The 24,441-nt window shown below is 30.6% G+C and carries 19 protein-coding genes; 2 read left to right on the plus strand and 17 right to left on the minus strand.

From position 1 onward, the window contains the following. Nucleotides 1–4: 4 nt before the first annotated feature. The 9 genes from ACFQ1O_RS06835 to ACFQ1O_RS06875 form a co-directional block, all read right to left on the minus strand. A complete protein-coding gene (locus tag ACFQ1O_RS06835) occupies nucleotides 5–1,252 on the minus strand; it encodes a M23 family metallopeptidase (protein WP_377714693.1) in 1,248 nt (415 codons plus the stop codon). Nucleotides 1,253–1,355: 103 nt separating this feature from the next. Continuing rightward, nucleotides 1,356–2,135 carry a DUF3108 domain-containing protein gene (locus tag ACFQ1O_RS06840; RefSeq protein ID WP_377714695.1) on the minus strand — a complete coding sequence of 260 codons (780 nt, stop codon included), beginning with the start codon at nucleotides 2,133–2,135 and terminating at the stop codon, nucleotides 1,356–1,358. A 289-nt stretch (nucleotides 2,136–2,424) separates the two neighbouring features. Beyond that, entirely contained in the window at nucleotides 2,425–3,372 is a 948-nt protein-coding gene (locus ACFQ1O_RS06845) for a tryptophan 2,3-dioxygenase family protein (protein ID WP_377714697.1), read from the minus strand. Between the two features lie 175 nt (nucleotides 3,373–3,547). After that, nucleotides 3,548–4,708, minus strand: coding sequence for a 4-hydroxyphenylpyruvate dioxygenase (gene hppD / locus ACFQ1O_RS06850; RefSeq protein ID WP_377714699.1), 1,161 nt, complete (start codon nucleotides 4,706–4,708; stop codon nucleotides 3,548–3,550). A 64-nt stretch (nucleotides 4,709–4,772) separates the two neighbouring features. Continuing rightward, nucleotides 4,773–5,933 carry a homogentisate 1,2-dioxygenase gene (locus ACFQ1O_RS06855; RefSeq protein ID WP_377714701.1) on the minus strand — a complete coding sequence of 387 codons (1,161 nt, stop codon included), beginning with the start codon at nucleotides 5,931–5,933 and terminating at the stop codon, nucleotides 4,773–4,775. A 217-nt stretch (nucleotides 5,934–6,150) separates the two neighbouring features. Continuing rightward, nucleotides 6,151–8,349 carry a patatin-like phospholipase family protein gene (locus ACFQ1O_RS06860; RefSeq protein WP_377714703.1) on the minus strand — a complete coding sequence of 733 codons (2,199 nt, stop codon included), beginning with the start codon at nucleotides 8,347–8,349 and terminating at the stop codon, nucleotides 6,151–6,153. A gap of 73 nt (nucleotides 8,350–8,422) precedes the next feature. Then, the gene (gene uvrC, locus ACFQ1O_RS06865; protein WP_377714705.1) at nucleotides 8,423–10,207 is read right to left on the minus strand and encodes an excinuclease ABC subunit UvrC; all 1,785 of its coding nucleotides are present in this window, start codon (nucleotides 10,205–10,207) and stop codon (nucleotides 8,423–8,425) included. Between the two features lie 60 nt (nucleotides 10,208–10,267). After that, entirely contained in the window at nucleotides 10,268–11,083 is an 816-nt protein-coding gene (locus ACFQ1O_RS06870) for a hypothetical protein (RefSeq protein ID WP_377714707.1), read from the minus strand. Next, nucleotides 11,080–11,679, minus strand: coding sequence for a DUF4230 domain-containing protein (locus tag ACFQ1O_RS06875; protein ID WP_377714709.1), 600 nt, complete (start codon nucleotides 11,677–11,679; stop codon nucleotides 11,080–11,082). The genes ACFQ1O_RS06870 and ACFQ1O_RS06875 overlap by 4 nt, the downstream gene beginning before the upstream one ends. A gap of 41 nt (nucleotides 11,680–11,720) precedes the next feature. On the opposite strand from ACFQ1O_RS06875, the gene ACFQ1O_RS06880 reads away from it, so the two are divergent. Together ACFQ1O_RS06880 and ACFQ1O_RS06885 are read left to right on the plus strand one after the other, a co-directional pair. After that, nucleotides 11,721–12,233: a hypothetical protein gene (locus tag ACFQ1O_RS06880; RefSeq protein WP_377714711.1), complete on the plus strand. Its 513-nt coding sequence runs from the start codon at nucleotides 11,721–11,723 to the stop codon at nucleotides 12,231–12,233. Between the two features lie 4 nt (nucleotides 12,234–12,237). Continuing rightward, complete coding sequence (locus tag ACFQ1O_RS06885; protein ID WP_377714713.1) at nucleotides 12,238–12,801, plus strand: 5-formyltetrahydrofolate cyclo-ligase; 564 nt, start codon at nucleotides 12,238–12,240, stop codon at nucleotides 12,799–12,801. Nucleotides 12,802–12,833: 32 nt separating this feature from the next. Here the strand turns inward: ACFQ1O_RS06885 and ACFQ1O_RS06890 are convergent, their stop codons facing one another. The 8 genes from ACFQ1O_RS06890 to ACFQ1O_RS06925 form a co-directional block, all read right to left on the minus strand. Next, complete coding sequence (locus ACFQ1O_RS06890; RefSeq protein WP_377714715.1) at nucleotides 12,834–13,529, minus strand: lipoprotein signal peptidase; 696 nt, start codon at nucleotides 13,527–13,529, stop codon at nucleotides 12,834–12,836. Between the two features lie 34 nt (nucleotides 13,530–13,563). Beyond that, nucleotides 13,564–14,121: a hypothetical protein gene (locus tag ACFQ1O_RS06895; protein WP_377714717.1), complete on the minus strand. Its 558-nt coding sequence runs from the start codon at nucleotides 14,119–14,121 to the stop codon at nucleotides 13,564–13,566. A 97-nt stretch (nucleotides 14,122–14,218) separates the two neighbouring features. Further along, nucleotides 14,219–14,602, minus strand: a complete 384-nt coding sequence (locus tag ACFQ1O_RS06900; RefSeq protein WP_377714719.1) for a TraR/DksA family transcriptional regulator — start codon at nucleotides 14,600–14,602, stop codon at nucleotides 14,219–14,221. A gap of 7 nt (nucleotides 14,603–14,609) precedes the next feature. Further along, the gene (ileS, locus tag ACFQ1O_RS06905; protein ID WP_377714721.1) at nucleotides 14,610–18,011 is read right to left on the minus strand and encodes an isoleucine--tRNA ligase; all 3,402 of its coding nucleotides are present in this window, start codon (nucleotides 18,009–18,011) and stop codon (nucleotides 14,610–14,612) included. Nucleotides 18,012–18,175: 164 nt separating this feature from the next. Next, nucleotides 18,176–20,353, minus strand: a complete 2,178-nt coding sequence (locus tag ACFQ1O_RS06910) for a peptidase domain-containing ABC transporter (protein WP_377714723.1) — start codon at nucleotides 20,351–20,353, stop codon at nucleotides 18,176–18,178. A 1-nt stretch (nucleotide 20,354) separates the two neighbouring features. After that, on the minus strand, nucleotides 20,355–22,742 hold the full coding sequence (locus tag ACFQ1O_RS06915) for a DUF5916 domain-containing protein (RefSeq protein WP_377714724.1): 2,388 nt from the start codon (nucleotides 22,740–22,742) through the stop codon (nucleotides 20,355–20,357). A 186-nt stretch (nucleotides 22,743–22,928) separates the two neighbouring features. After that, nucleotides 22,929–23,084 carry a hypothetical protein gene (locus tag ACFQ1O_RS06920; protein ID WP_377714726.1) on the minus strand — a complete coding sequence of 52 codons (156 nt, stop codon included), beginning with the start codon at nucleotides 23,082–23,084 and terminating at the stop codon, nucleotides 22,929–22,931. 43 nt (nucleotides 23,085–23,127) lie between these two features. Beyond that, the gene (locus tag ACFQ1O_RS06925) at nucleotides 23,128–24,441 is read right to left on the minus strand and encodes a hypothetical protein (RefSeq protein WP_377714728.1); all 1,314 of its coding nucleotides are present in this window, start codon (nucleotides 24,439–24,441) and stop codon (nucleotides 23,128–23,130) included.

Raw genomic sequence — 24,441 nt, forward strand, 5'->3', positions numbered from 1 at the left:
AAAACTACAAGGTTGTATCTTGTGGATATTGAATATTATCTAATTGCTCTTTTAAAGGTTGAATATACGATAAATATTCTGCTTTTAACTCTTCTTTTATAGGTTTAGCAGCTGGCAACTTTTCTCTTAATGGGTCTACTTGCCTTCCGTTTTTCCAAAATCGATAACAAACATGTGGCCCTCCTGTATTCCCTGTCATACCAATATAACCTATTACATCTCCCTGTTTCACAACATCTCCTACTTTTACAGCCCTTCTTGACATATGTAAATACTGAGTGCTATAGGTACTGTTGTGCCTTATTTTTACATATTTACCATTACCTCCTCTTCTAGTAGACTCTGTAACCGTTCCGCTTGCTGTAGCTAATATAGGAGTACCTATTGGAGCAGCAAAATCTGTCCCTCTATGAGGTCTAACCCTATTACCATAATAAGCTATTCTTCTTTTCAAATTATAACGAGAAGATATTCTACTAAATTTAACTGGGGCCTTTAAAAATTGACTTCTAAGTGTCTTTCCTTCTTCATCATAATAATCCATAATACCAGGTATTGTATCATTTTTATAATCGAAAGCATAAAAAGGCGTGCCATTATGTTCAAAAATAGCCGCTTTAACATCTTTTACTCCTGCATAAATAGAATCATTTATATATTTTTCTGTATATATAATTTTATATTTATCTCCTTTTTGCAATCTAAAAAAATCAATAGACCAAGCATAGATATCAGCTAACTCATGAGAAATATATACATTTAAACCAGCTTTATCCATGGCTTCAGACAACGAACTAGTTATTACTCCAGAAGCTTCTTTTTCTACCAATTTAACTGGTTTTTTTCCATTATATATTTTTGAAATAGAATCATTTGAAAAATCAAAAACCGTATATTCTATTTTATTAGGTTGGTAGATAAACACCTGTGCTCTTTCTAATGAATCTTTACTTTTTAAAACCGTATATTTTTTACCGATTTGAAGTCTTTTAACATCAAAAGTATCTTTACCTTCTTTTACCAACTCTTCTATTTTTCCGTAGCCTATATGACTCTCAAATAGAATCTTACCAAAGCTGTCTCCAGATCTAACCGTATCTGAATCTACAATATAATTATCTAGATTAAACCCAAACTCAATTTTCGGCTTAACTTTTTCAGGAATTTCTATACTTAGAACTTCTTTCTTCTCTTCTTTTTTACAAGAAAATAGCCCTATAATCGCTAACAATACAAATACTATATTTTTCATCTTCATATACCTACATTCAGGTGTTTAAGTATCAGTGCCAAATATCCAAAAAAAATATGTGCTTAGATAATTCTAAACACATATTTTTTTCTTAAAGTTTATTTTATTCAAAAACCATTTTAAAAGGATGTTTTAACCCTTTATAAGCGTCTAAATCTGCTTTTAAAGAACCAACTGCCAAATCTGCTTTTATTCGTAATGGAACTTTATTTTTATCATCTGAAACCCAAACTGTCAAGCTTTCTTCTTCTTCAAACACCCTACCTGATTGTACTATCGGTCTAAACTTTAAACTTGGCACTTTTCCAAACTTAGTTTTTAACACCTCTCTACCTAAAAACTTTAATTTGAATCCAAAATTTTCTTTATCAAAAAACATGTTAATATTCACTTCTTCACCTACCTTAAGCTTAGTAGCATCTACTTTATTTCTTAAATAATAAAATGATGACACCATATCTTGAGTATTCATCTTAAAATCATGAGTAGTTTTTCTATCTTTTTCCTTGTCGTGAACTACAGCTTTATACGTATCGTGATTAAAATCTATTTGAATATCTTTTGTGTAACCTCCTTCATTTATCTTTCTTATAAATCGATAAGGAGCCCCAGTTTCTTTATCGAAATAACTTTGGTAATCATCGTCTACCTTAAAAAACAAACTTAGTAAACCTGTTGATTTCCCTCTTCCTTTTACGTGATAAACTGTTTTGTTATTTAATGTTGCCTCATTTACTTTTAAAGTTGCATAACTTGCAGTAAACATTCCGTAATGTATTCTAAACTTAAACCATTCTCCTGAATCAAAAGCTGGGTCTTCTTGAGCTGTAATTAAATTACTCATTAACAAAACAAGTATTATAAATAAGTATGATTTCTTCATATTAATTATTTTTTATATCTAATATATTAATGAGATTACAATTACTATTCCAAAAATAAGCATACAAAAAAACTCTATCAATTATATGATAGAGTTTTTTATTCTATTAACCAACCAAAACTATAAATTATGAATAATTTAAAGCCCCAAAATGGGAACCACCCCATTTGCGCGGGCAAAAGTACCACCTAATTACAGATTTCGCAACGAAAAATAAAAATTTAACATATTTTTATCATTTTCAAACTAAAAACCGCAAAACCATAAACATAATTTAAAAAATTAGCTATTAAATTATTTTATGACTCTCTAAATTAGTCACTCCCCAATTATCTAATTCATCTTTATCCCACAAATCGGGAAAAAACATTCTTCTTTGATATTTTGGATGCATATATTTTTGCCATTCACTACCTCCTGTTGCTTCGGCCGACCCTTTTCCGCTATTTAAATATTTACCCGCAGCATTGTAATGAGCCATTACCCATTTTACATTTACAGTATGGTCATAATGCCTCATGGCATTAATCAATTCTTTATTTTCTTGAAATTCTTTTGGCAAGCTCTTGAATTTAGTCCATAAGTTAATCGTATTATACTCCTGCATAAACAACAAAAATTCTTCTTTGTATTTATTTTCAAAATTGGTTAAAAGAGCATTCTTTTTTCCTGTTTTGTAATCTTTTCCTGCTGCTTGCCAATACAAGTGTTCAAAAGCATGAGTAAAAGGTGTATTTCTATCTATTGTCTCTCTAAAACGGGCATCAATTAAATTAATTAACTCTGTAGAAGAAAATTCTATCATTCTATACTGTGCAGACTGAAAACCACTAGCCGGAGTTAGTGTGTCTCTAAACTTCATATACTGCTCTACCTCCATACCATCTCCCATTATTGTAAAAGAAGATGATAAAACATCAAAATACCTACTTATTCTATCTAAACGGGAAGAGAAAAATTCTGGGGTTAAATTTTCATGTTTAGAAACCTGTTCAATTTCCCATAAAATCATTTTAAACAACAACTCATTTATCTGATGGTAAATTATAAAAATCATTTCATCAGGTAAATTTGTCCTTTGCTGTTGAAGCCCAAGTAAAGCTTCTGTTTTTACGTAGTCCCAATATGTTATTGGGGTATTATGTAATAAACCGCTTAAATGAACATCTGTATCTTGTCCTATTGCGGAAAACTTTTCATCAAGTTTTTTCAACAATTCTTCTCTATTGTATGACATTGTATTCTTTGTTTATAAGTTATTAAATTTCTTTCCTTAAACATATATTTAAGAAAAAGGCGATTTAATGTTTTTATAAACCATTTTAGTCTTTAAATAAATTGTCAACCTATTCATAACAAAAGTAATAAGCGCCAATTACTCAAGTAATGGCGCTTATTCATATTATTTACATTTAAAGAGTTCCTCTCTTAGCTTGCTCTCTCTCTATAGATTCGAATAAAGCTTTAAAATTTCCAGCTCCAAAACCTCTAGCTCCCATACGCTGAATAATTTCAAAGAACAAAGTAGGCCTATCTTCTACAGGCTTGGTAAAAATCTGCAACAAATACCCTTCTTCATCTGCATCAATCATGATACCTAAAGCTTTTAACTTTTCAATATCTTCTCTTAATTCATGATCAAACTCTTCTAAACGTCCTGGTACTGCTTTATAATATTCTTCAGGAGGAGTTGACAAAAACTCTACTCCGTTAGCACGTAATTGAGACACTGTTTTTAAAATATCATCTGTTGCTACAGCTATATGTTGCACACCAGCTCCTTCATAAAAATCTAAATACTCTTCAATTTGAGAACGTTTCTTACCTTCTGCCGGTTCGTTAATAGGAAACTTAATCCTTCCGTTTCCATTTGACATTACTTTACTCATTAAAGCAGAATACTCAGTATGTATTTGTTTATCATCAAACGATAAAAAGTTTTCGAACCCCATAACATCTTCGTACCATTTTACCCACACATCCATCTGATTCCAACCTACATTACCAACCATGTGATCTATGTACTTTAAACCAGCTGCTGGTGGATTGTAATCTGACTCCCATTTTACAAATCCTGGTAAAAACGCTCCGTTATAATTCTTACGTTCTACAAACATATGTACCGTTTCTCCGTAAGTATAAATACCTGCTCTTACCACTTCACCATGTTCGTCTTTTTCGACAGTTGGCTCCATATAAGATTTAGCTCCACGAGATGTAGTTTCTTCATAAGCTTTACGCGCATCTTCTACCCATAAGGCTACAATTTTCACACCATCACCATGTTTTACAATATGATCATTAATTGGTGATTTACTATTTAAGGGTGTTGTTAGCATTAACTTAATTTTATCTTGAGTTAACACGTAACTTACAGAATCTGTTGCTCCTGTTTCTAACCCACGATATGCATGTGATTGAAATCCAAAGGCTGTTTTATAAAAATGAGCTGCTTGTTTGGCATTACCAACATAAAACTCTACATAATCTGTTCCTAATAATGGAAGGAAATCTTGAGCTCCTTCAAATATTTTTTCTAAACCGTAGTTTACTGATTTTATTTCTTTTGACATTTGTCTGTTGTTTTTTTGATACTAACAATAAGATAAATAGTAGTATCTGTGTGCTGTTTTAATTTTATTTATCTAACCAAGATTGGTAATAGGTTTCATCTGCAATTTTCATTGCTTCTTCAGTTACTTTTAAAGGTTTAAAAGTGTCTACCATTACTGCCAACTCTTCTGTAACAGTTTCTCCTATACTCCTCTCTGTTGCACCTGGGTGTGGACCGTGAGGAATACCCGCTGGATGTAAAGAAATATGACCTGCATCTATATCGTTCCTACTCATAAAATCTCCATCTACGTAATACAAAACTTCATCTGAATCTATGTTACTATGATTATAGGGTGCTGGAATTGAATTTGGATGATAATCATACAATCTAGGCACGAAACTACAAATAACAAAAGCATCTGTTTCAAAAGTTTGATGTACTGGTGGTGGCTGATGAATACGACCCGTTATCGGTTCGAAATCATGGATTGAAAAAGCATAAGGATAATTATACCCATCATAGCCAACTACATCAAAAGGATGCGAAGCATATACCATTTCAATTATCTCATCTTGCTTCTTAACTTTTATTAAAAAGTCTCCCTTTTCGTTATGAGTTTCTAATTCTTCTGGTCTTCTTATGTCTCTTTCACAGAATGGCGAATGTTCTAATAACTGTCCGAACCAGTTTCTATATCTTTTAGGAGTATAAACAGGTCTGTAAGATTCTACAATAAACAAACGGTTATTCGCATCATCAAAATCTAATTTATAAATCATCCCACGAGGAATTACTAAGTAATCTCCGTATTTAAAATCTAGATTACCATACATTGTGCGTAACTTACCTGTTCCTTTGTGAACGAAAATCACCTCATCTGCATCAGTGTTTTTATAAAAATAATCGTTGGTTGACTCTTTTGGAGCCGATAATATAATATTACAATCTGAATTAGTTAATACAACTTTTCTACTTTCTAAGTAATCTCTTACTTGAGGGACTTGAAATCCTCTAAAGCGATATGACTGAATATTATTTTCTTTTGCAATTTTAGGCGCAATAGAATATTGTTTACGAATTTCTTTAACCATGGTAGGTCTAAATTCGTGATATGAATTGGTTGACATGCCGTCGAAACCGATAGTTCCAAATAATTGTTCATAATATAAACTACCGTCTTCTTTTCTAAATTGTGTGTGACGTTTAGGAGGTATATTTCCTAGTTTATGATAAAAAGGCATTTTTAATGAATTAATGAATTAATAACTAACATAACAATTCTTTATTTTTTGAATTGAGACATTTTATACAATAATATAGTTGATCCATTAGATCATTTACTCTGGATTCCTTTTAATAAGATAGTGTAGATAAATTAATATGTCTTGCCAAAAAGGTTGCATAGACTACAAATATCGGAAAAAAAAATACATGAAATAAACAATTATACCAAAAAGCCTAGAACCAATACCCCAAACTAACATACCACTGTACTTTCTTTACCTGAGGAGACCAAGATGATTTTATTTGCATAGGGCCCAAAAATGTTTTTACTCCATAACCTAAGGCATATCCTTGAAATTCTGGAAGAGATAACCAATCTGAATCCTTAAATAATCCATCGTCTATATTAGCAATGCTAGCACTAGCAGTTAGCAAGTGATTTTTGTAAAATTCGTAATGTATATCTACATCTGTTTTTACATAACTATCACCTGCCAAAGACACAAAGTCATAGCCTATAAAAGGTTTATAGTTTAATGTAAAATCATTTCCGTACCCTCCCAAAAGAAAATCAAAAGTGGATATTGTATTGTTTCCTATCCTTATCCCCCCCTCTGTAAATAGATTTACATAAACTTTATCAAAAAAAGTCTTAGCTAATCCCATTCTAGCTTTAGCTATTGAAAATTGTTCAAAATCATCTTTTTTATCGTGCGCTAAAGAATAAAGATTAAATTTTCCATCAAAATACAAACCTTTGGTTGGATAATACTTATCATCTAAACCGTCGTACTTTAATCTGCCAAAAGCGCTAAAATAATTATCATCATCAATATCTAAGTCTTCAGAGTTACTTTTGAATTTAACCCTATTATGTTCTGCTCCTAAAGCAAATGAAAATTCTTTTTTAAACAACGTCTCTAAATACACCATATTGGTTAAAGACAACACTTCTAATTCTGCTCTTACATTTTCTTCAGGAAAAGAAATCGTATTAGCAAAAACTAATTTATTAACATCTCTTTCAAATGTGTTAAGAGTAGACCTCATACCAACACTCCAATAAAACCCTTTATCTATATAATACTCTAAATCATACCTTATCTGGTCACCCAATACAACATCTAAACTTAAAATATCATTATTTGTAATTAATTGCTTATTTGTTACATTAATTAATGCTGCACTTTTATATAAATTATCATAATGAGCTCCTAACTTTAAAAATGTCTTGGTTTTAGTTTCGTTTACCTCTATTAACAACGAGTTATCTTTATCTACCTTGTATTTTATCCCATGAAAATTATTGGTTGCTGCTAAAGCTTTAACTCCATCGTCAATCTGTTTGTATGTGACTTTAGAATTGGCTTTTATTTTTAATTTACCTCTTATATAAGATTGTGTATATTTTTCATTTCCTAAAACCAAAACATCTTTTATGAAAAAACTTTCGCCTACTTTTTTCTTCTGGTAATGATTTTTTTCAAAACTCTGTTTTTTAGACAGTTCTATTAAATCATTCAAATGTGATTTTGCTGCTACAAAACCAGCTTCTACAATTTCTTTCCCCTTATCAAACGATACAATTGTAAAATCTCCTATATCTGGTTTAATATACACATCTGTTTTCTTTATCTTTTCCTTCATCTGTCTATTTGTAGTAAAATTAGACACTTGTAGCATTACCTCAGAAATAGATCGAAGATCTTCTTTTTTACGTAAACTATCCTGTACATCAACACCAATTACATAATCAACGTTCTTCTCCAATAATTCATCTATTGGGTAGTTATTAGAAACCCCTCCATCTATTAATAATTTATCACCTAATAAAACTGGCTCAAACAAAGATGGAATAGCTCCACTTGCTGCAATAACATTTGGCAAATAACCACTTTCTAAAACAACTTGCTTACCATTTTCTGCATTAGTAGCAACACAAAAGAAAGGTATAGGCAATTTTTCGAATTCATTAATATCTTTTACGTGATTTAACTTCTCTACGTAATAACTATAAATATTTTGTCCTTTAGATAACGCAGTTGGGAAAGATATTTTAAACTTATTAAACGGAAGAGTTATAGCTCTTTTATCGGCATCTTCTCTCTCAAAAAAAGATTTATTTTTTCTTTTAAAGTCATCTCTAATGAGCTCTTCTATATCTACTTCTTTAAAAATTTCCAATAGCTCATCAGCAGTGTACCCCGAAGCATACATTGCCCCTACTATAGCCCCCATACTAGTTCCAGCTATGTAATCTATTCTAACTCCAGATTCCTCAATAACTTTTAGAACACCTATATGAGCCATACCTTTGGCTCCTCCCCCACTAAGCACCAAACCAATACGCACGTCATCTTTAGGCTCAACCTCTTGAGAAAAACCCAAACAGAAAAACAAAAAAATAAATATTACAATAGTAGTTTTCCCCATTATATTGTAAGAAAAGTAAAAAACTGATTATGAGTTTAAAATTAGGTGATTTACACTAGCTAAACAACTATTATTAATGAAATTCTTGATAAATTTTTTGAGCTCTAGAAAAGCCCACTACCTTTTGTAAATCTTCTAGAGAAGCCTCTTTAATTCTCTTAACCGATTTAAATTTTTTCATCAGTTCTACTATCGTCTTTTCTCCTATCCCGTTAATCGTTTCCAACTCAGTTTGTAAAGCATTTTTACTTCTTCTATTTCTATGATGCTCTATACCAAATCGATGCGCTTCATTACGCAATTGTTGAATTATTTTTAAGGTCTCCGACTTCTTATCCAAATACAACGGATACTTATCACCAGGATAAAACAATTCTTCTAACCGTTTTGCTATACCAATTACTGCTATTTTATCCCTCAAGCCTAAAGCATCAATACTTTTTAATGCAGAAGACAATTGACCTTTACCACCATCTATTATAACCAACTGAGGTAATTCCTGACCTTCATCAACCAGTCTTTTATAACGTCTAAAAACTACTTCCTCCATAGAAGCGAAATCATCTGGCCCTTCTACTGTTTTAATATTAAAGTGACGATAATCTTTTTTACTTGGCTTCCCATTTTTAAAAACTACACAAGCTGCCACCGGATTCGTTCCCTGAATATTAGAATTATCAAAACACTCTATGTGTCTTGGTTCTACAGAAAGACGTAAATCTTTTTTCATCTGAACCATTATTCTATTAGCATGCCTGTCTGGATCTGTTAATTGTACTTGCTTAAAACGCTCCATCCTAAAGTATTTAGCATTTCTCTCAGACAGGTCTATCAACCTTTTTTTATCTCCTAACTTAGGTATCGTTTGCTTTATCTCTTCTCCTAAATCTACCTTAAAAGGCAATAACAGCTCTTTGGTTTGTAAGTGAAAACGATTTCTTATTTCTGTTATCGCTATTTCTAATAATTCTTTATCGGTTTCTGCTAATCTCTTTTTCATTTCTAAGGTATGAGACCGAACTATAGAACCATAAGAAACCTGTAAAAAGTTTACATAACCATAACTCTCATCTGTTACTATAGAAAACACATCTACATTAGATATTTTGGGATTTACAATTGTAGACTTTGCTTGGTAATTTTCTAAAACAGTTATCTTTTCCTTCATTTGTTGCGCTTCTTCGAACTGAAGATTAGCCGCAAACTCATTCATTCTATTTTTAAACGCTTTTATTGAGTTTTTAAAATTGCCTTTCAGTATTTCTCTAATAGCTACAATTTGTTCATTATAACTAGTTTCTGTCTGCAACCCTTCGCATCCGCCTTGACAATTTTTAATATGATATTCTAAACATACTTTGTATTTACCTGATGCTATATTACTTGGTTTTAAATCGTAATTACAAGTGCGAATCTGAAACAACCCCTTTATTAAATCCAATAGAGTATTAACTGTTTTAAAATTAGTGTAAGGTCCAAAATATTCTGACCCATCTTTCACTACTCTTCTTGTAGCAAACACTCTAGGAAAAGACTCCTTTTTAACACATATCCAAGGGTAGGTTTTATCATCCTTTAATAAAACATTATAACGTGGCTGATACTTCTTTATTAGGTTATTTTCTAACAACAAAGCATCTGTTTCTGTAGCTACAATTATATGTTTTATAGAAACTATCTTTTTTACCAACACACTTGTTTTAGCATTATCATGCTTTTTAGTAAAATAAGATGAAACTCTTTTTTTTAAATTCTTAGCCTTACCCACATACAATAGCTTATCATCAGTATCATAATACTGATAGACTCCTGGTCTGCTAGGTAATGTTTGTATTTGAAGCTGTAGGTTATTTGACACGAATTTCTCTAATTTTAACAAAGATACACAAAGAACGCGCAAGGTTAGACAAAAGAAAAGTCACTCTTCATATAACTCTTTTCTAAATATTTTATGTCTCACTTTCATTTCTTGTTCAACTCCTGTACTATCACCATAACCTCTAATCATTTTTAAAGTTTTAATCATATTAGGATGTAAGCTCCCATTGCAAACTATTTTACCAATTTCATTTTGAAATACCAACACACCTCTTTGATAAATATGAACGACCAATACACCTGAATAGAATCTCTCTATAGCATTCTTCTTATATACATAATTATACCCCATTAAACGCTCTGTTGGAAAACCATATTTGTCTGTTATACTCTTAAATTCAGAAACAATTTCAGAAGCTTTACTCACTAATTCATTCAGAGGTATTTCAATCTCTCTTGTTCTCCATTGATGATATCTTTCATTATAAACCACATCATCTTTCAACAATTTCTTATATCTTATTTTTAAACCTTCATTAAAGTTTTCATGATAATAATCTTTATACTTTTTAAAATTAGACTTAAAACCATTAAACCATTTAAACCTTTTGTACTTTACAAAATACCTTAAAGGCACTCCGCCCCTAGCCAATTGAATAGCAATTTCTTTTGCCCAATTAGCATTTTTTCGTTTTTGAGCTACATACAAAGCATAACCTAAGTCATCTCCTAAAGGAAAATCTGTTAAACTAAACGCTTCTTTAAAATCTTTTTCAGCTTCTTTAAACTTTTCAATTTTTACTTTTTTACGAGCAGATGCTACTAGAGAATAATATTCTTCTGGATAGTTACATTCTTGAGATGAAGCAAAAGAAACCGTGATCAAAAAACAGATAAATAATAATGTTTTTTTCATAAATCAGATCCCAACAATTTAAAATCTAATGTTTCTGTTTCATCTACCACTTCCCAATTAAAATGCTTGGAAAGTAATAACAATTGAGATAATTCTTCGAATAGCCTACTATGAGCCTGATGCTTTAAATCGGTCACTACATTATTTTGCTTTAGCTCATGCATGACTTCTCTTTTAATTTTGTTATAGTCTGAAGCATTAAATTGATTCATTGTGCTTTGCTCCACATTGTAATACGTAATATCTGGAATTATCGTTACTTCGGGTTTTGGAATTTTCTTAACTAAAACTCTTTTATTTACAGAATCTACCTCAACCACTAACTCTTTTAAATTATAGCCTATTTGCGCCTTAGCATTTACTACAACTAATGCTTTTTTGTCGAAAGAAACTAAATCATTAAAATACTTTTTAGAATCTTGATAACGGTGTACTTCTGTAAAATATCCTTCCGTTACCTGCAATTTAGACAACTGCTCTAATCCATTATAAATAATCTCTGATTCTGAAACAGAACTGTGCTTTTCTCTGGTTAACCACAAAGTTCCTAAAACACCCACTAAAAAAATTAAAATTCCGAATAGTATTTTCTTCATAATAAACGAAGTTACGTATTTTTAAACTTTTAATTCTTACTATGCTTCAAGCTAAACTACAAGAAATAGCTATTAATGAAAACGGAAAATATAACAGATCTGATTTAAAAGCAGATGCTGACTGGGGCTCACACCTTCATTTTGTCAGACACCAATTAGATTTTGAGTATAAAGGTATTCATATATATTATATGTGTGATACTGGACACCATAACACTGCAACTATTAGATATTCATTACCTAGTCAATCTGAAAAAAAAGAATTTGAAGTATTTACTAAAGATGTTTTATACAAACTCTTTAACAGAAAGAAAGATTGGATTCACATTAAAGGAAACGATTCTTTATTTAAAAATCATTTACAAAAATCTGATAGCTTTCTACATCTCAACAAACTAGCTAAAGAGTTTTTATTCGAACCTACAATAAAGGGAAAATCAATCAATTTACAATTTGAAGTTTCTTGTAAATACCATTTGCTTTTTGAAAGAAAAGACGAAGTATTAGCCCCATTATTTTCTTTTCATAAAACAATTATAGATTATCTAAATTAAAAAAATGTTTAAAAAAGACCTTAGGAAACTATACAAAGTAAAACGAAGCAAACTCAGCTTAGATCAAATAGATCAATTAAGTATGGTAATTGCCAACAACTTGTTAAAATTACCTATCTGGGAAAAAACATACTACCATTTATTTCTAAGTATTGAAGAACAAAAAGAGATCCAAACCGAATATATTCTTCATATCCTTCATGCAAAAGACAAAGAAATTGTAGTTTCTAAATCTAATTTTGAAAACAATACACTAACTAATTATTTGCTAACGGATAACACCAAAATTAAAAAGAATCAATACAATATTCCAGAACCTATTGATGGAATTGAAGTACCTCATAACAAATTAGATGTTGTATTTATCCCTCTCTTAACTTTTGATAAAAAAGGAAATAGAGTTGGTTACGGTAAAGGATTTTACGACAAAATGTTAGCTAACTGTTCTCCTGATTGTATTAAAATTGGCTTATCTTTTTTTGAAGCCGAAAATGAGATAGCCGATACTTTTGAAGGAGATATTCCTTTAGATTATTGCATAACACCTGAAAAAGTATACTCCTTTTAAAAATCGTTTCACTTTTCCTACTTTCTTACAAATTATTCCTCTTCAGAAATATTATCATCTACTAATACCACTTTCTCTTCTTGAGGAAATACTTTTTTATTGAACACCAATAAAATTCCTACTCCTGTACTTATAGCCATATCTGCTATATTAAATACTGGATCAAAAAACGTAAAATATTTACCTCCTATACCTGGCATCCATTCTGGCCATGTCCATGAAGCAAAAGGGAAACGCAACATATCTACCACACAACCTTGCATCATATTGCTATAACCAGCACCATTCATTTGAGAAACACCTGTATAGCCAATCCAATCATTGTATTGTTCATTGAAAGTAGTTCCAGAGTCAAAAATTAACCCGTAAAACAACGAATCTAAATTGTTACCGAAAGCTCCAGCAAAAATTAACGAAATTGCTATTATTAATAATTTTGGCGCATTTTTCCTAACAGACTTAACTAGCCAGTAAGCTATAAACCCTATAGCTACCAACCTAAAAGATGTCAAAAATATTTTTGCTGAAGGTTCACTTATAGGTAAAAAATCGCTCAACTTGCTTCCCCAGGCCATACCTGGGTTTTCAACAAATCTTATTTCGAACCAAGACAAACCAAAAACATTAATATACTCTCCTAAATTAAAATTCGTTTTTATATAAAGTTTTACAACTTGATCTACAATTAGAATCAATGTTATAATACCGAAAGCCTTTTTTAAACTCATATCTCAAAAAAATGATGGCTAAAGTAATAAAATATTAGCGGATAGTTTGAATGTTTATGTTTCCTTTAAGAGTTTTTAATTGATATAGCAAACTTCCCTCAGGAACATCTTCTTTTACAATCTTTCCGTATTTAGATTCACAATTTATTTTCCCTCTTCTTAAAGCTAACTCCACATCCCCCGTAACCGTTTTGATTATTGAATTAGCAATTAAATCTTTAGCAGTAACATTACCTGAATACAAATTCAGAAAAACTGAATTATACTCTCCTTCTATTTTCACGTTAGCCAAATCACTTGTAAAAACAATATGTTTATTTTCTGGGACTAACAAACTAACTTCTATAACATGCACTTTGTGGGCACTCAATTTATCTTGAGGGTACACAATACCTAAAGAAACTGAGCCTGAAATTAACAAGCTTTCGTTTTTTATTTTATTCTGTAAAACAAAATTATTAGCATACTCACCTTCGCTTTGAGCTTCTATTTTCACAAAAGGTTTATTATGTGTTTTGATCTTAACCGTAAACACATTATTTAAGTCTACATAAATATGACTCACTCCTTTCTCTATAGGAAATTCTTTCACTAGCTTTTTCTGTGAAAAAACACTAAAAGAGGTTACAAAAATTATAAAATATAAAATATTCATCGATAAAAAAACGCCTCGAAAGAGGCGTTAAAATTTATTTTTGCATATTCTTAGCTTCAATACTAAGTGTAGCGTGCGGAACCAATTTCAATCGTTCCTTATTAATTAATTTCCCTGTAACTCTACAAATACCATATGTTTTATTCTCTATACGTATTAAAGCATTTTTTAAATCGCGAATAAACTTTTGTTGACGTTGAGCCAGCTGCATGTTACGTTCTTTACTCATGATTTGAGATCCTTCATCAAAAGCTTTAAATTGAGGCGAAGTATCTTCTGTACCATTATTATGATCGTTCATATAGGCACTTTTTAATAATTCTGTATCGGCTTTAGCCTTCTCTATTTTAGCTTCAATTAACTCTCTAAACTCAGCTAAATCAGAATCTGAGTATCTTACTTTTACATCTTCTGCCATATTTGTTTTAAATTTTTTCTATAAATAATTTGGTTTCAACATCATCAAAAGCAATATCTATACCATTATTTACAGTAGTTGTTAGATTAATATTTTCGGTTAGAGTTTCCGTTTTGATATAATCTTCTAACAAGCCATTTATAGCATTTTCTACAATTCCGTCTTTCTGAAGTGTTACCTTAATTTTATCGGTTACTTCAAAACCAGAATCTTTACGTAGGTTCTGAATTCTATTTACTAGTTCCCTCGCTATCCCCTCTTTGCGCAGTTCATCAGAAATAGTAACATCTAACGCTACAGTTAAACCGTTAGCATTTGCTACTAGCCAACCTTCAATGTCCTGGGAAGAAATCTCCACATCTTCTAGGCTCAATTTAATATTTTTTCCGTTAATATCAAGTGAAATTTCGCCGTTTTGCTCAATTTCTGCGATATTATCTTGATTAAACTGCATAATAGCACCTGAAACAGCTTTCATATCCTTACCAAAACGTGGACCTAAAGCTTTAAAATTTGGCTTTATTTGTTTAACTAAGATTCCGGAAGCATCATCTAATAATTCAATCTCTTTTACATTTACTTCAGATTTAATCAATCCAGAAACTGCTTCAATAGCTTTTTTATCCTCTTCATTTAAAACTGGAATCATAATTCTTTGTAACGGCTTTCGAACATTTATCTTCTCTTTAGCTCTTAACGACAATACTAATGAAGATATTGTTTGAGCTTTTTCCATTTTACTTTCTAAAACCGAATCTATCAATTCTTTATTAGCTACTGGAAAAGTTGCCAAGTGCACACTTTCGGCTTCTGCTTTACCTGTTACTTTAGTTAAATCTTTATACAATCTATCCATAAAGAATGGTGCTACTGGAGCTCCCAACTTAGCGATAGTCTCTAAACAAGTATATAAAGTTTGATATGCAGAAATCTTATCGGTTCCATACTCACCTTTCCAGTATCTTCTTCTACTTAAACGAACAAACCAATTACTTAAGTGCTCCTGAACAAAATCTGAAATTGCTCTAGTTGCTTTTGTTGGCTCATATGCTGCGTAGAACTTATCTACGTTTTCTATTAAACTATTTAATTCTGATAATATCCAACGATCAATTTCTGGCTTTTCATTATAAGTTACCTCAGCTTCAGAATAAGTAAAATTATCTAAGTTCGCATATAAACTAAAGAATGAGTACGTATTATATAATGTACCAAAGAATTTTCTACTCACCTCTGTAATTCCATCTAAATCAAACTTTAGGTTATCCCAAGGGTTTGCGTTAGATATCATATACCAACGGGTAGCATCTGGACCATATTTTTCTAATGTGGTAAACGGATCTACTCCATTACCTAAACGCTTAGACATTTTTTGTCCGTTTTTATCTAACACCAATCCGTTAGATACTACATTTTTATAGGCTTTATCATCAAAAACCATAGTAGCAATTGCATGTAAGGTATAGAACCAACCTCTTGTTTGGTCTACCCCTTCTGCAATGAAATCAGCTGTTTTCCAGCTGTTTTCTACCATTTCTTTATTCTCAAACGGGTAGTGCCATTGTGCATATGGCATAGAACCAGAATCAAACCAAACATCTATTAAATCTGATTCACGTTTCATTGGTTGACCAGAATCTGAAACCAATACAATTTTATCTACTACATTTTTATGCAAGTCTACTTTATCGTAGTTAGTATCAGACATATCACCTACAACAAAATCTGCAAATACATCTTCTGTCATCAATCCTGCTGCAACTGATTTTTTCATTTCAGATTTCAGCTCTTCTATAGAACCCATTATTTTGGCTTCTTTTCCATCTTCTGTTCTCCAAACAGGCAATGGAATTCCCCAATAACGAGAACGAGATAAATTCCAATCATTTGCATTCTTTAACCAGTTACCAAACCTACCTGTACCGGTTGCTTCTGGTTTCCAATTAATCTCTTCGTTTAAAGCATGCATTCTTTCTTTAACGTCTGTTACTTTAATAAACCAAGAATCTAATGGGTAATATAAAATTGGTTTATCGGTTCTCCAACAATGCGGATAACTATGCACATATTTTTCAACCTTAAAGGCTTTATTTTCTGTTTTTAACTTAATAGCTATTTGTACATCTACAGATTTTTCTGGAGCTTCTCCTTCTGTGTAGTATTCATTCTTTACATACATACCAGCAAACTCCCCCATTTCTGGGCGAAACCTACCTTGTAAATCTACTAATGGTACTAAATTGTCATTCTCATCTTTTACCAACATTGGTGGAACTCCCGCGTCTTTCGCAACTAAAGCATCGTCTGCACCAAATGTAGGCGCTGTATGAACAATACCTGTTCCATCTTCTGTTGTAACAAAATCTCCTGGAATTACTCTAAAAGCTTTTTCTGGAGTTTCATATGGCAAACAATAAGGCAATAATTGCTCGTACTGAATACCTACCAAGTCAGATCCTTTAAATTCTTGAACCACACAATATGGCACTTGTTTATCTCCAGCTTTATAGTTAGATAAGTCTGCTTGATTTTCAACTTGATTAAATTTCTTTCCTGCAAATTGCTTTCCAACTAAAGGTTTTGCTAATATTACTTGAATTGGTTCAAAGGTATATTGATTAAATGTTTTTACTAATACATAATCAATCTTTGGCCCAACTGTTAAAGCTGTGTTACTTGGAAGTGTCCAAGGAGTAGTCGTCCACGCTAAAAAGTGAATTTCTCCTTTATCTTGTAAAAAACTTGGCAAGCTACTAGTCACTGTTTTAAACTGAGCAACAACAGTAGTATCTGTTACATCTTGATATGCTCCTGGTTGATTTACCTCGTGAGAACTTAATCCTGTTCCAGCTTTAGGCGAATAAGGTTGAATTGTATAACCTTTGTACATTAAGTCTTTGTTGTAAATCTGCTTTAATAACCACCAAACAGACTCCATATATTTTGGTTTATAGGTAACATACGGATTATCCATATCTACCCAATAACCCATTTTTTCTGTAAGGTTATTCCAGATATCTGTATATTTCATTACCGCTTTTTTACAAGCAATATTATATTCTTCTACAGATATTTTAGTTCCAATATCCTCTTTAGTTATACCAAGTTCTTTCTCTACACCTAACTCAACTGGCAAACCATGAGTATCCCAACCTGCTTTACGTTTTACCTGGTATCCTTTTAAAGTTTTGTAACGGCAAAAAATATCTTTAATGGTACGTCCCATAGCGTGGTGAATTCCTGGCAAACCATTTGCTGAAGGTGGCCCTTCAAAAAAGATAAATGGTTTATTATCATCACGGCTAGTTATACTTTTTTCAAAAATGTTGTTATCTTTCCAATAACTAAGGATTTCTTCAGCAACATTTGGCAAGTTAAGCCCTTTGTATTCAGTAAACTTCGTACTCATTTTATATCAAAATTTATAAGTACGCGAAATTACGGAATTTATAGGTAATTCTGATTTTTTTATCCAAGAAAGATTAATTACAAACAACCTATTTAAATAATAAATAAGTCTAGCAATAGTTTCTTTTAATTTAAAAGTTCTTCAGAGATAAATTAACTTAAAATTTAATTCATTTCTAACTGATTCTTTACTAAATTATGATAATAGCCTCTATTTTGGAGTAATTCGGTATGGTTTCCTATTTCGACTATGGTTCCACTTTCTGATAGAACAATAATTTGATCTGCATTTTTAACTGTACTCAACCTATGAGCAATTAATAATACCGTTCTATCTTTAAAAAAACTTTCTAAGTTTTTAGATATTTGTTTTTCATTTTTTGCATCAAGAGCTGAAGTAGCTTCATCAAATAATAAAAATTCTGGATTTTTATAAATAGCTCTAGCCATTAATATTCTTTGCTTTTGGCCTGTACTAAGATCTAGACCATCTTCTCCTATTTTTGTTGCGTAATTTAGTGGTAGTTCTTCTATAAAGCTTTTTATATTAGACATTCTACAAGCTTCTTCTAACCGTTCCTGATCTCTTTCTTGTGCAATTACAATATTATTTTCTATAGAATCATTAAAAATGAATCCTTCTTGCATAACAACCCCACATTTATTTCTCCAAGCTTCAAAGTCAAAATCTTGAATTAATGAATCTCCTACTCTAATAACTCCAGAGTTATAGTCATAAAATTTAAGCAACAATTTTAATATTGTACTTTTACCACTACCACTAGGCCCTACAATTGCTGTTGTTTTATTTTTAGGTATTGTAAACGAGATATTATTTAATACGTTTTTAGAAGTTCCTGTATATCTATAATCTATATTTTCTAATACTATATCTCCAATCGAAAATTCTTTTTTAAACATCATATCGTCTCCTTCATTCTTTTTATTATGAATTTCCATTATTCTCCTTAATCCCAATTTCACATCTTGTATATTGTTAAGAAATAGTACTATTTTTTCGATTGGAGAGCTCAAATGACCTATAACATAAGATACCGCTAATAATGTACCAAAAGTCATGTTATTATTTACTACTAAAATAGAAGACAGTATAATTATTGAAATATTTTTAATCTCATTTATAAAAGACGCTCCATCTAACTGAAACTGTTCTACCTTCATACTTTCCATATCTCTTTTATACAGCTGTTCCCTTATTTTTTTCCATTCATTTTTCTTAACCTCATCGTATGCATTCAACTTAATATCTTGCATTCCATTTATTAGTTCTATAATCTTATTATTCTCTTTTGTTTTTATTGAAAAATACTTAAAATCTAACACTTTTCTTTTGTTAAAAAAGAGCAACACCCAAGACACATGAACAATTGTTCCTACAGCAAAAATTAAAAATACATCAATATCATACCATAAAAACAAACCACTAAAAATTAATATATTTAATATTGAAAATAGAGCTACAACAGAATTTGACGTAAAAAATTTCTCTAGATTATCATGATCACTTATTCTTTGAAATATATCTCCTGATAATTTAGAGTCGTAGTAAGAAATTGGCAATATGGTTAGTTTCTTTATAAAATCTGAAATTAAGCTAATGTTGAATTTCATACTTAACTTAATGATAATCCAATTTCGAACAATATTAGCCGTCTTATATCCTATAAACGCAACTATATAAGCTACTGCTGCTAAATAAATAAAAGGCACATCTTTAGTTTGTACCCCTTTATCTATTATTTGTTGAGTTATATATGGGAAGGCTAATTCTAAAACACTTATTAATAAAACTAAGCCTAATATTTTTACAAAGGATCTTTTATATTTAAACAAATGTAACTTCAAGAAATCTTTTGTTTGTTTTCCAAAATCTCCTTCTTCTTTTAATTCATCAAAATTTTCTCCTGGACACAACAAAAGAAGTATTCCTTCTTGATCTCCTTTTAAGCTTTCTTCATCTAACCAATGCTCTAAAAAGGTTTGAATTTTATATTTAACCCTTCCTAATTCTGGATCAGATATATAAACATACTTATCTGTAATTTTATATATAACTACAAAATGCTCTTGATTCCAATGAGCCAACGCAGGTAATGGTATTTCTTCTTTTAAAGTATTAAAGTTTTCTTTTACTCCAACAGCATCAAACCCTAAAGATTCTGCTGCTTTTATTAAGCTTGTTAATGAGGTTCCACCTCGAGTTGTCTCGCTAATCGTTCTAACATACTCTATATCGCAATTTTTACCATAATGCTTAGCTACAATTTTTAAACAAGATGGACCACAATCTTTCGCTTCAGATTGTATATATGATGGGAACATTTTATAAAACATGTCTTTTTATTACATTAAAATCTAGATAATAAACCAATTTAAAAGAGAAAGTGTTAACACCTCTACTTTTAAAAGTGTTAGACAGATTATTAAATAAATTATTTTCTAATTTCTCATTACTTACATTTAAAACCTTTTGCCAATTTATAGATAATTCACTTCCAGGTGCAAACTGCCACTTATACAGCAAATCAAAATTAAATAAATTATAATTTAATTGACTACTAGTAAAATCAATTGATAAATCACTTTCATGAAGCTTCCCTGAACCATCTATGTAATAAGGATTTAAATCTTCTACTTGAGCCCATAAGTGCCTTAAATTTAAAGAAAGCCCCATTTTATTACTTAATAAATAACTTCCTTTTAAACTTGTTGTTAAGTTATAAACATTGCGTTCAGAATAATATATATTATTATCTGCATCTAACTGAGAACCATCAACATATAAAACCCCAAAATTTGAGGGAAGATAGCTAAAATCTTGACCAAAAGTAAACCTCAAATTATCTCCAATGGATTTATTTAAATTATAACCTGACTCTATTTCGTAATTAAAAGGGTTGTCGAAATATTTTTTGTAAAAAAAGTAAACTTGATAATTAAATCTGTCATTGATATCTGACACATACTCAAGATATGGTCTTATATATGGAGAGATTAAGGCAAATCTGTTTTCTACTCTAGGTTCAAAAAAGTCTCTACCTTTAGATGTTAGATAGCTTCCTAAACTCAAAATATCATTATTTTTAAATGTTAACCTAGAATTAATTTGAAACTTGGTCATTTCTCTTTTCCACAATGATTGGTAATAATTTTGATTAGCAGAAAAACTTAAACTCATTCCGTTAAGCAACCAAAATGGTTTATATTTAGTATATGATAAATAACCTAAAAAAGATGATAGATTGTTTCTAGATAAAAAACCAAAATCATTAGGATTAAACTTATCATCGTAAAACTCATGCACCATTCCTCCTCTAAAATTACCACCCACTTTTTCTATTGCAGCTTTATAAAAATGGCCTAGTTGTACTTTATCTGCATAATGCTGTGAAAGCGAGCTCGATAATGAAAGAGAGTAGTTCTGAGCTTTATCATATCCTTGAAACTTAACTTCTGTTAAGTTAAAATCTGTATAACTTCCATTCCTTATTACTGAGCTATTAGCAAAATATAAAAATGAATTATTCTTCAATGTTTGGTCAAGAACAACCGAGTTATAATTAGATAATGGATTAATTAATTCTTTTGCTCCAGACTCATATTTAGCATATTCTGTGTTAACTAACCCGTTTAATACTCCAATACCAAAACCTTTCTTTGTTCTGCCAGTTACTTTAATTAAATTAAGTATTTGAGTAGAATTCGGATTTTCTTTAAGGTTATCGTCTAACCTATTAGGAGGTGATAAATAAGGTGTTCCTCCTATTCTCCTAGTATAGAAAAAATCACTTTTATTAAATAAATCTGTTCCTTCTGTAAAAAACTGTCTATTCTCATCAAATTTAACTTCAAAGGCAGACAGGTTGAGCACCTCATTATCAAATGTTGTTTGACTAAAGTCTGGAATTATAGAAACATCTAATGTGTATGAATTCTTATATACATATTTTACGTCTAATCCAGCTAAAAAATCAAAATCATCTGTATTCGTTATTTTATTGTCTTTATATAGTATACTTGTGAATGGATAAAATGACAAATTCATTGGAGGAGAAATGTTTTCTATTCCACTTAATTTTCCGAATTGATTTAAAAATCCATTCTTTTCTGGATTGATATGATTCCACCATGATTGTTCGTTTGTTTTACTAGTAAAACGAACCATGTTAAATTTAAAGTCTAGTAAATTATTCTTATCAAATCGCAAAAAATTAAAAGGTATTTTCAACTCTACAACCCAATAATTCTCTAAAACCTTCACTTTACTTTCCCATACCCCATTCCATTCAGGAAATTCACTACCTCCGGTACCATATTTACTATCATATTGTACTCCCGCTGGTGTAACAATAAAACTATATCCTTCTGAAGCTTTCCCGAACGGATCTAGTGTAATTCCAAAATAATCACTATTTCCTAGGTCATCCCTAAATGTTATAATTTTATTAATATCATCACCATTTTTTACATATAACTTTGCAGAAACATATAAATACTCATTATCATATAAAATTCCAACAGCAGTTTCATTTTCAGACAATTCCCCATTATTGGGTGCAGTTTGTATAAAGCTTACCTTCTTATTTTTCCACTCGTCTTCTATTGTTGCATCGATTTTTAAACTTGAATCGATTCTTTGCGTTTCGTATATTTTTAGTTCTTGCGAGTAAGTTAAGGTTGCAAGTAATAACAATAAGTAAGTATACTTCATTTATTTAGTAGGCAGTTTAATTCTATTAAAAATTTAAACTATTTCAATTTTTAACAATCAATCTCTTTTTGGGATAAAATAGCTTATTATACTAAACTAATCTTGATGATAGTTTATACCCTTAAACAAAAAGGAACTCTCTTCAAAAAATGAAGAGAGCCCTTTGTAGTAATCTCAATATTTAGATTAACGAACAACAACACGTACAACACGTACAACACGTACAACACGTACAACTCTTACTACTGTTACAGTTGCAGCAGAACCTCCGTAAATTTTGTCAGTGTTTAATGGTGATTTAGTTTTTGCTCCTAAGAATTTGTCTAAATTTCTCTTACTCATAATTTTGATTTTTAAAGTTTAATAATTAATTTATATAAAATAGCTATTTACTAAGTTGAAGTTTCACACCCTTGTTCTTAAACAACAAGTGTAAAAACATAAGAACAGGTTCATCCCCCCATCCGTTAAAAAAATTCTCTTTAAGTGTTGAATAACTTAAACATTCTCCTTCATTTAAAGTTTTTATAATTGATATAACCCCTTCGCTTTGCATCATTTTAAACTTTCTTCCACGGATGAATAAATAAAGGTGCTCTTTTTCTTCATAACACAATATCTTACAATTATTTGCCGCCACTATTGATTTATTTACTAGTGCTTTCTTAAATTCTTGATAAGACGTATTAGTATTTACGACAGGTGGTGTTTGAAGTCCTTGATTACTTGCTAATGATAATTTATGCTCTAGAAAGCATATTCTCAATGCGTCTTGAATTGACTGGTTTGTATCTATATTTCGATACCTTATACCTTTTAAAAGTTTTTTTATGTACTCTGAATGGTTTTCTTCTTGATAAGATGGTAATATTGTTGCTTTATCGCCTGTAAAGTTTTTACTAAACAATTCATTTCCAAGTTTAAACCATAGGTTATTTATTAGCTCTTTTTCTGTTAATCTATTAATGTCTATTATAAGCCCTACAGAAAATCCATTATTTTTTTCTGTATGAGCATAATTACCCGACATAGAATAAATTTCTCCTTTACTAAATGAATACTTGTCAGAATAGTTTTTTATAAATTCCTTAAAGTTTTCAGAAATAACCTCTCCATTAAAACCTAGTTCTTTTATCTTCTCATCAGTCCACACATATGCTTCTTTTACAAAATCACTTAAGTTTATCTGTAATGAATAAGTCCCCTTGCTACTTTTATGAATACCTAAAGAATCCCATTCATTATCTCCTGCAACTATTGTTGTATTAATACCATTAACTGGAAACCCATACTTTTCGATATATGGAGACATGTACTTCATTATGATATTCGACAGTTCGTCTGAATGACTTTCAGCGTTATTAAGAATTAAACCTAACTTATCATTTTTTAACACCCTTTCTTTCCATTCTTTTACTCCTTCTTGTTGACCAATTGGGTTGTCACTTAAAAACTCTATTTGTCTTGCTTCTTGCTTTCCATTCTTCCAAACACCAAGATAATCTTGATTTTTTTTATCTTTTATCGCTTTTTTTAAAACATCTTCAATAACTACATTCAGATTTTCAATTTCTTTTTCAGACAAACCACTTTCTACAACATAATGTTCCTCTAAATTACCTGTATTACTAACAAATTCATCCCACCATAAACTTGTAAACCCCTTATGAACTTTGCATATTAACTCCGTTTCCATCAT

It is taken from the genome of Pseudofulvibacter geojedonensis, from assembly GCF_042675745.1.
Lineage (GTDB): Bacteria > Bacteroidota > Bacteroidia > Flavobacteriales > Flavobacteriaceae > Pseudofulvibacter > Pseudofulvibacter geojedonensis.

What these genes read in the sequence shown, in the direction of transcription:
- ACFQ1O_RS06910 (WP_377714723.1), bottom strand. Translation starts at nt 20,353, where the DNA reads ATGTTCCCATCATATATACAATCTGAAGCGAAAGATTGTGGTCCATCT.
- ACFQ1O_RS06880 (WP_377714711.1), top strand. Translation starts at nt 11,721, where the DNA reads ATGCTTCAAGCTAAACTACAAGAAATAGCTATTAATGAAAACGGAAAA.
- ACFQ1O_RS06835 (WP_377714693.1), bottom strand. Translation starts at nt 1,252, where the DNA reads ATGAAAAATATAGTATTTGTATTGTTAGCGATTATAGGGCTATTTTCT.
- ACFQ1O_RS06870 (WP_377714707.1), bottom strand. Translation starts at nt 11,083, where the DNA reads ATGAAAAAAACATTATTATTTATCTGTTTTTTGATCACGGTTTCTTTT.
- ACFQ1O_RS06900 (WP_377714719.1), bottom strand. Translation starts at nt 14,602, where the DNA reads ATGGCAGAAGATGTAAAAGTAAGATACTCAGATTCTGATTTAGCTGAG.
- ACFQ1O_RS06915 (WP_377714724.1), bottom strand. Translation starts at nt 22,742, where the DNA reads ATGAAGTATACTTACTTATTGTTATTACTTGCAACCTTAACTTACTCG.
- ACFQ1O_RS06860 (WP_377714703.1), bottom strand. Translation starts at nt 8,349, where the DNA reads ATGGGGAAAACTACTATTGTAATATTTATTTTTTTGTTTTTCTGTTTG.
- ACFQ1O_RS06885 (WP_377714713.1), top strand. Translation starts at nt 12,238, where the DNA reads ATGTTTAAAAAAGACCTTAGGAAACTATACAAAGTAAAACGAAGCAAA.
- ACFQ1O_RS06840 (WP_377714695.1), bottom strand. Translation starts at nt 2,135, where the DNA reads ATGAAGAAATCATACTTATTTATAATACTTGTTTTGTTAATGAGTAAT.
- ACFQ1O_RS06875 (WP_377714709.1), bottom strand. Translation starts at nt 11,679, where the DNA reads ATGAAGAAAATACTATTCGGAATTTTAATTTTTTTAGTGGGTGTTTTA.
- ACFQ1O_RS06890 (WP_377714715.1), bottom strand. Translation starts at nt 13,529, where the DNA reads ATGAGTTTAAAAAAGGCTTTCGGTATTATAACATTGATTCTAATTGTA.
- ACFQ1O_RS06855 (WP_377714701.1), bottom strand. Translation starts at nt 5,933, where the DNA reads ATGCCTTTTTATCATAAACTAGGAAATATACCTCCTAAACGTCACACA.
- ACFQ1O_RS06925 (WP_377714728.1), bottom strand. Translation starts at nt 24,441, where the DNA reads ATGATGGAAACGGAGTTAATATGCAAAGTTCATAAGGGGTTTACAAGT.
- hppD (WP_377714699.1), bottom strand. Translation starts at nt 4,708, where the DNA reads ATGTCAAAAGAAATAAAATCAGTAAACTACGGTTTAGAAAAAATATTT.
- ACFQ1O_RS06845 (WP_377714697.1), bottom strand. Translation starts at nt 3,372, where the DNA reads ATGTCATACAATAGAGAAGAATTGTTGAAAAAACTTGATGAAAAGTTT.
- ileS (WP_377714721.1), bottom strand. Translation starts at nt 18,011, where the DNA reads ATGAGTACGAAGTTTACTGAATACAAAGGGCTTAACTTGCCAAATGTT.
- ACFQ1O_RS06920 (WP_377714726.1), bottom strand. Translation starts at nt 23,084, where the DNA reads ATGAGTAAGAGAAATTTAGACAAATTCTTAGGAGCAAAAACTAAATCA.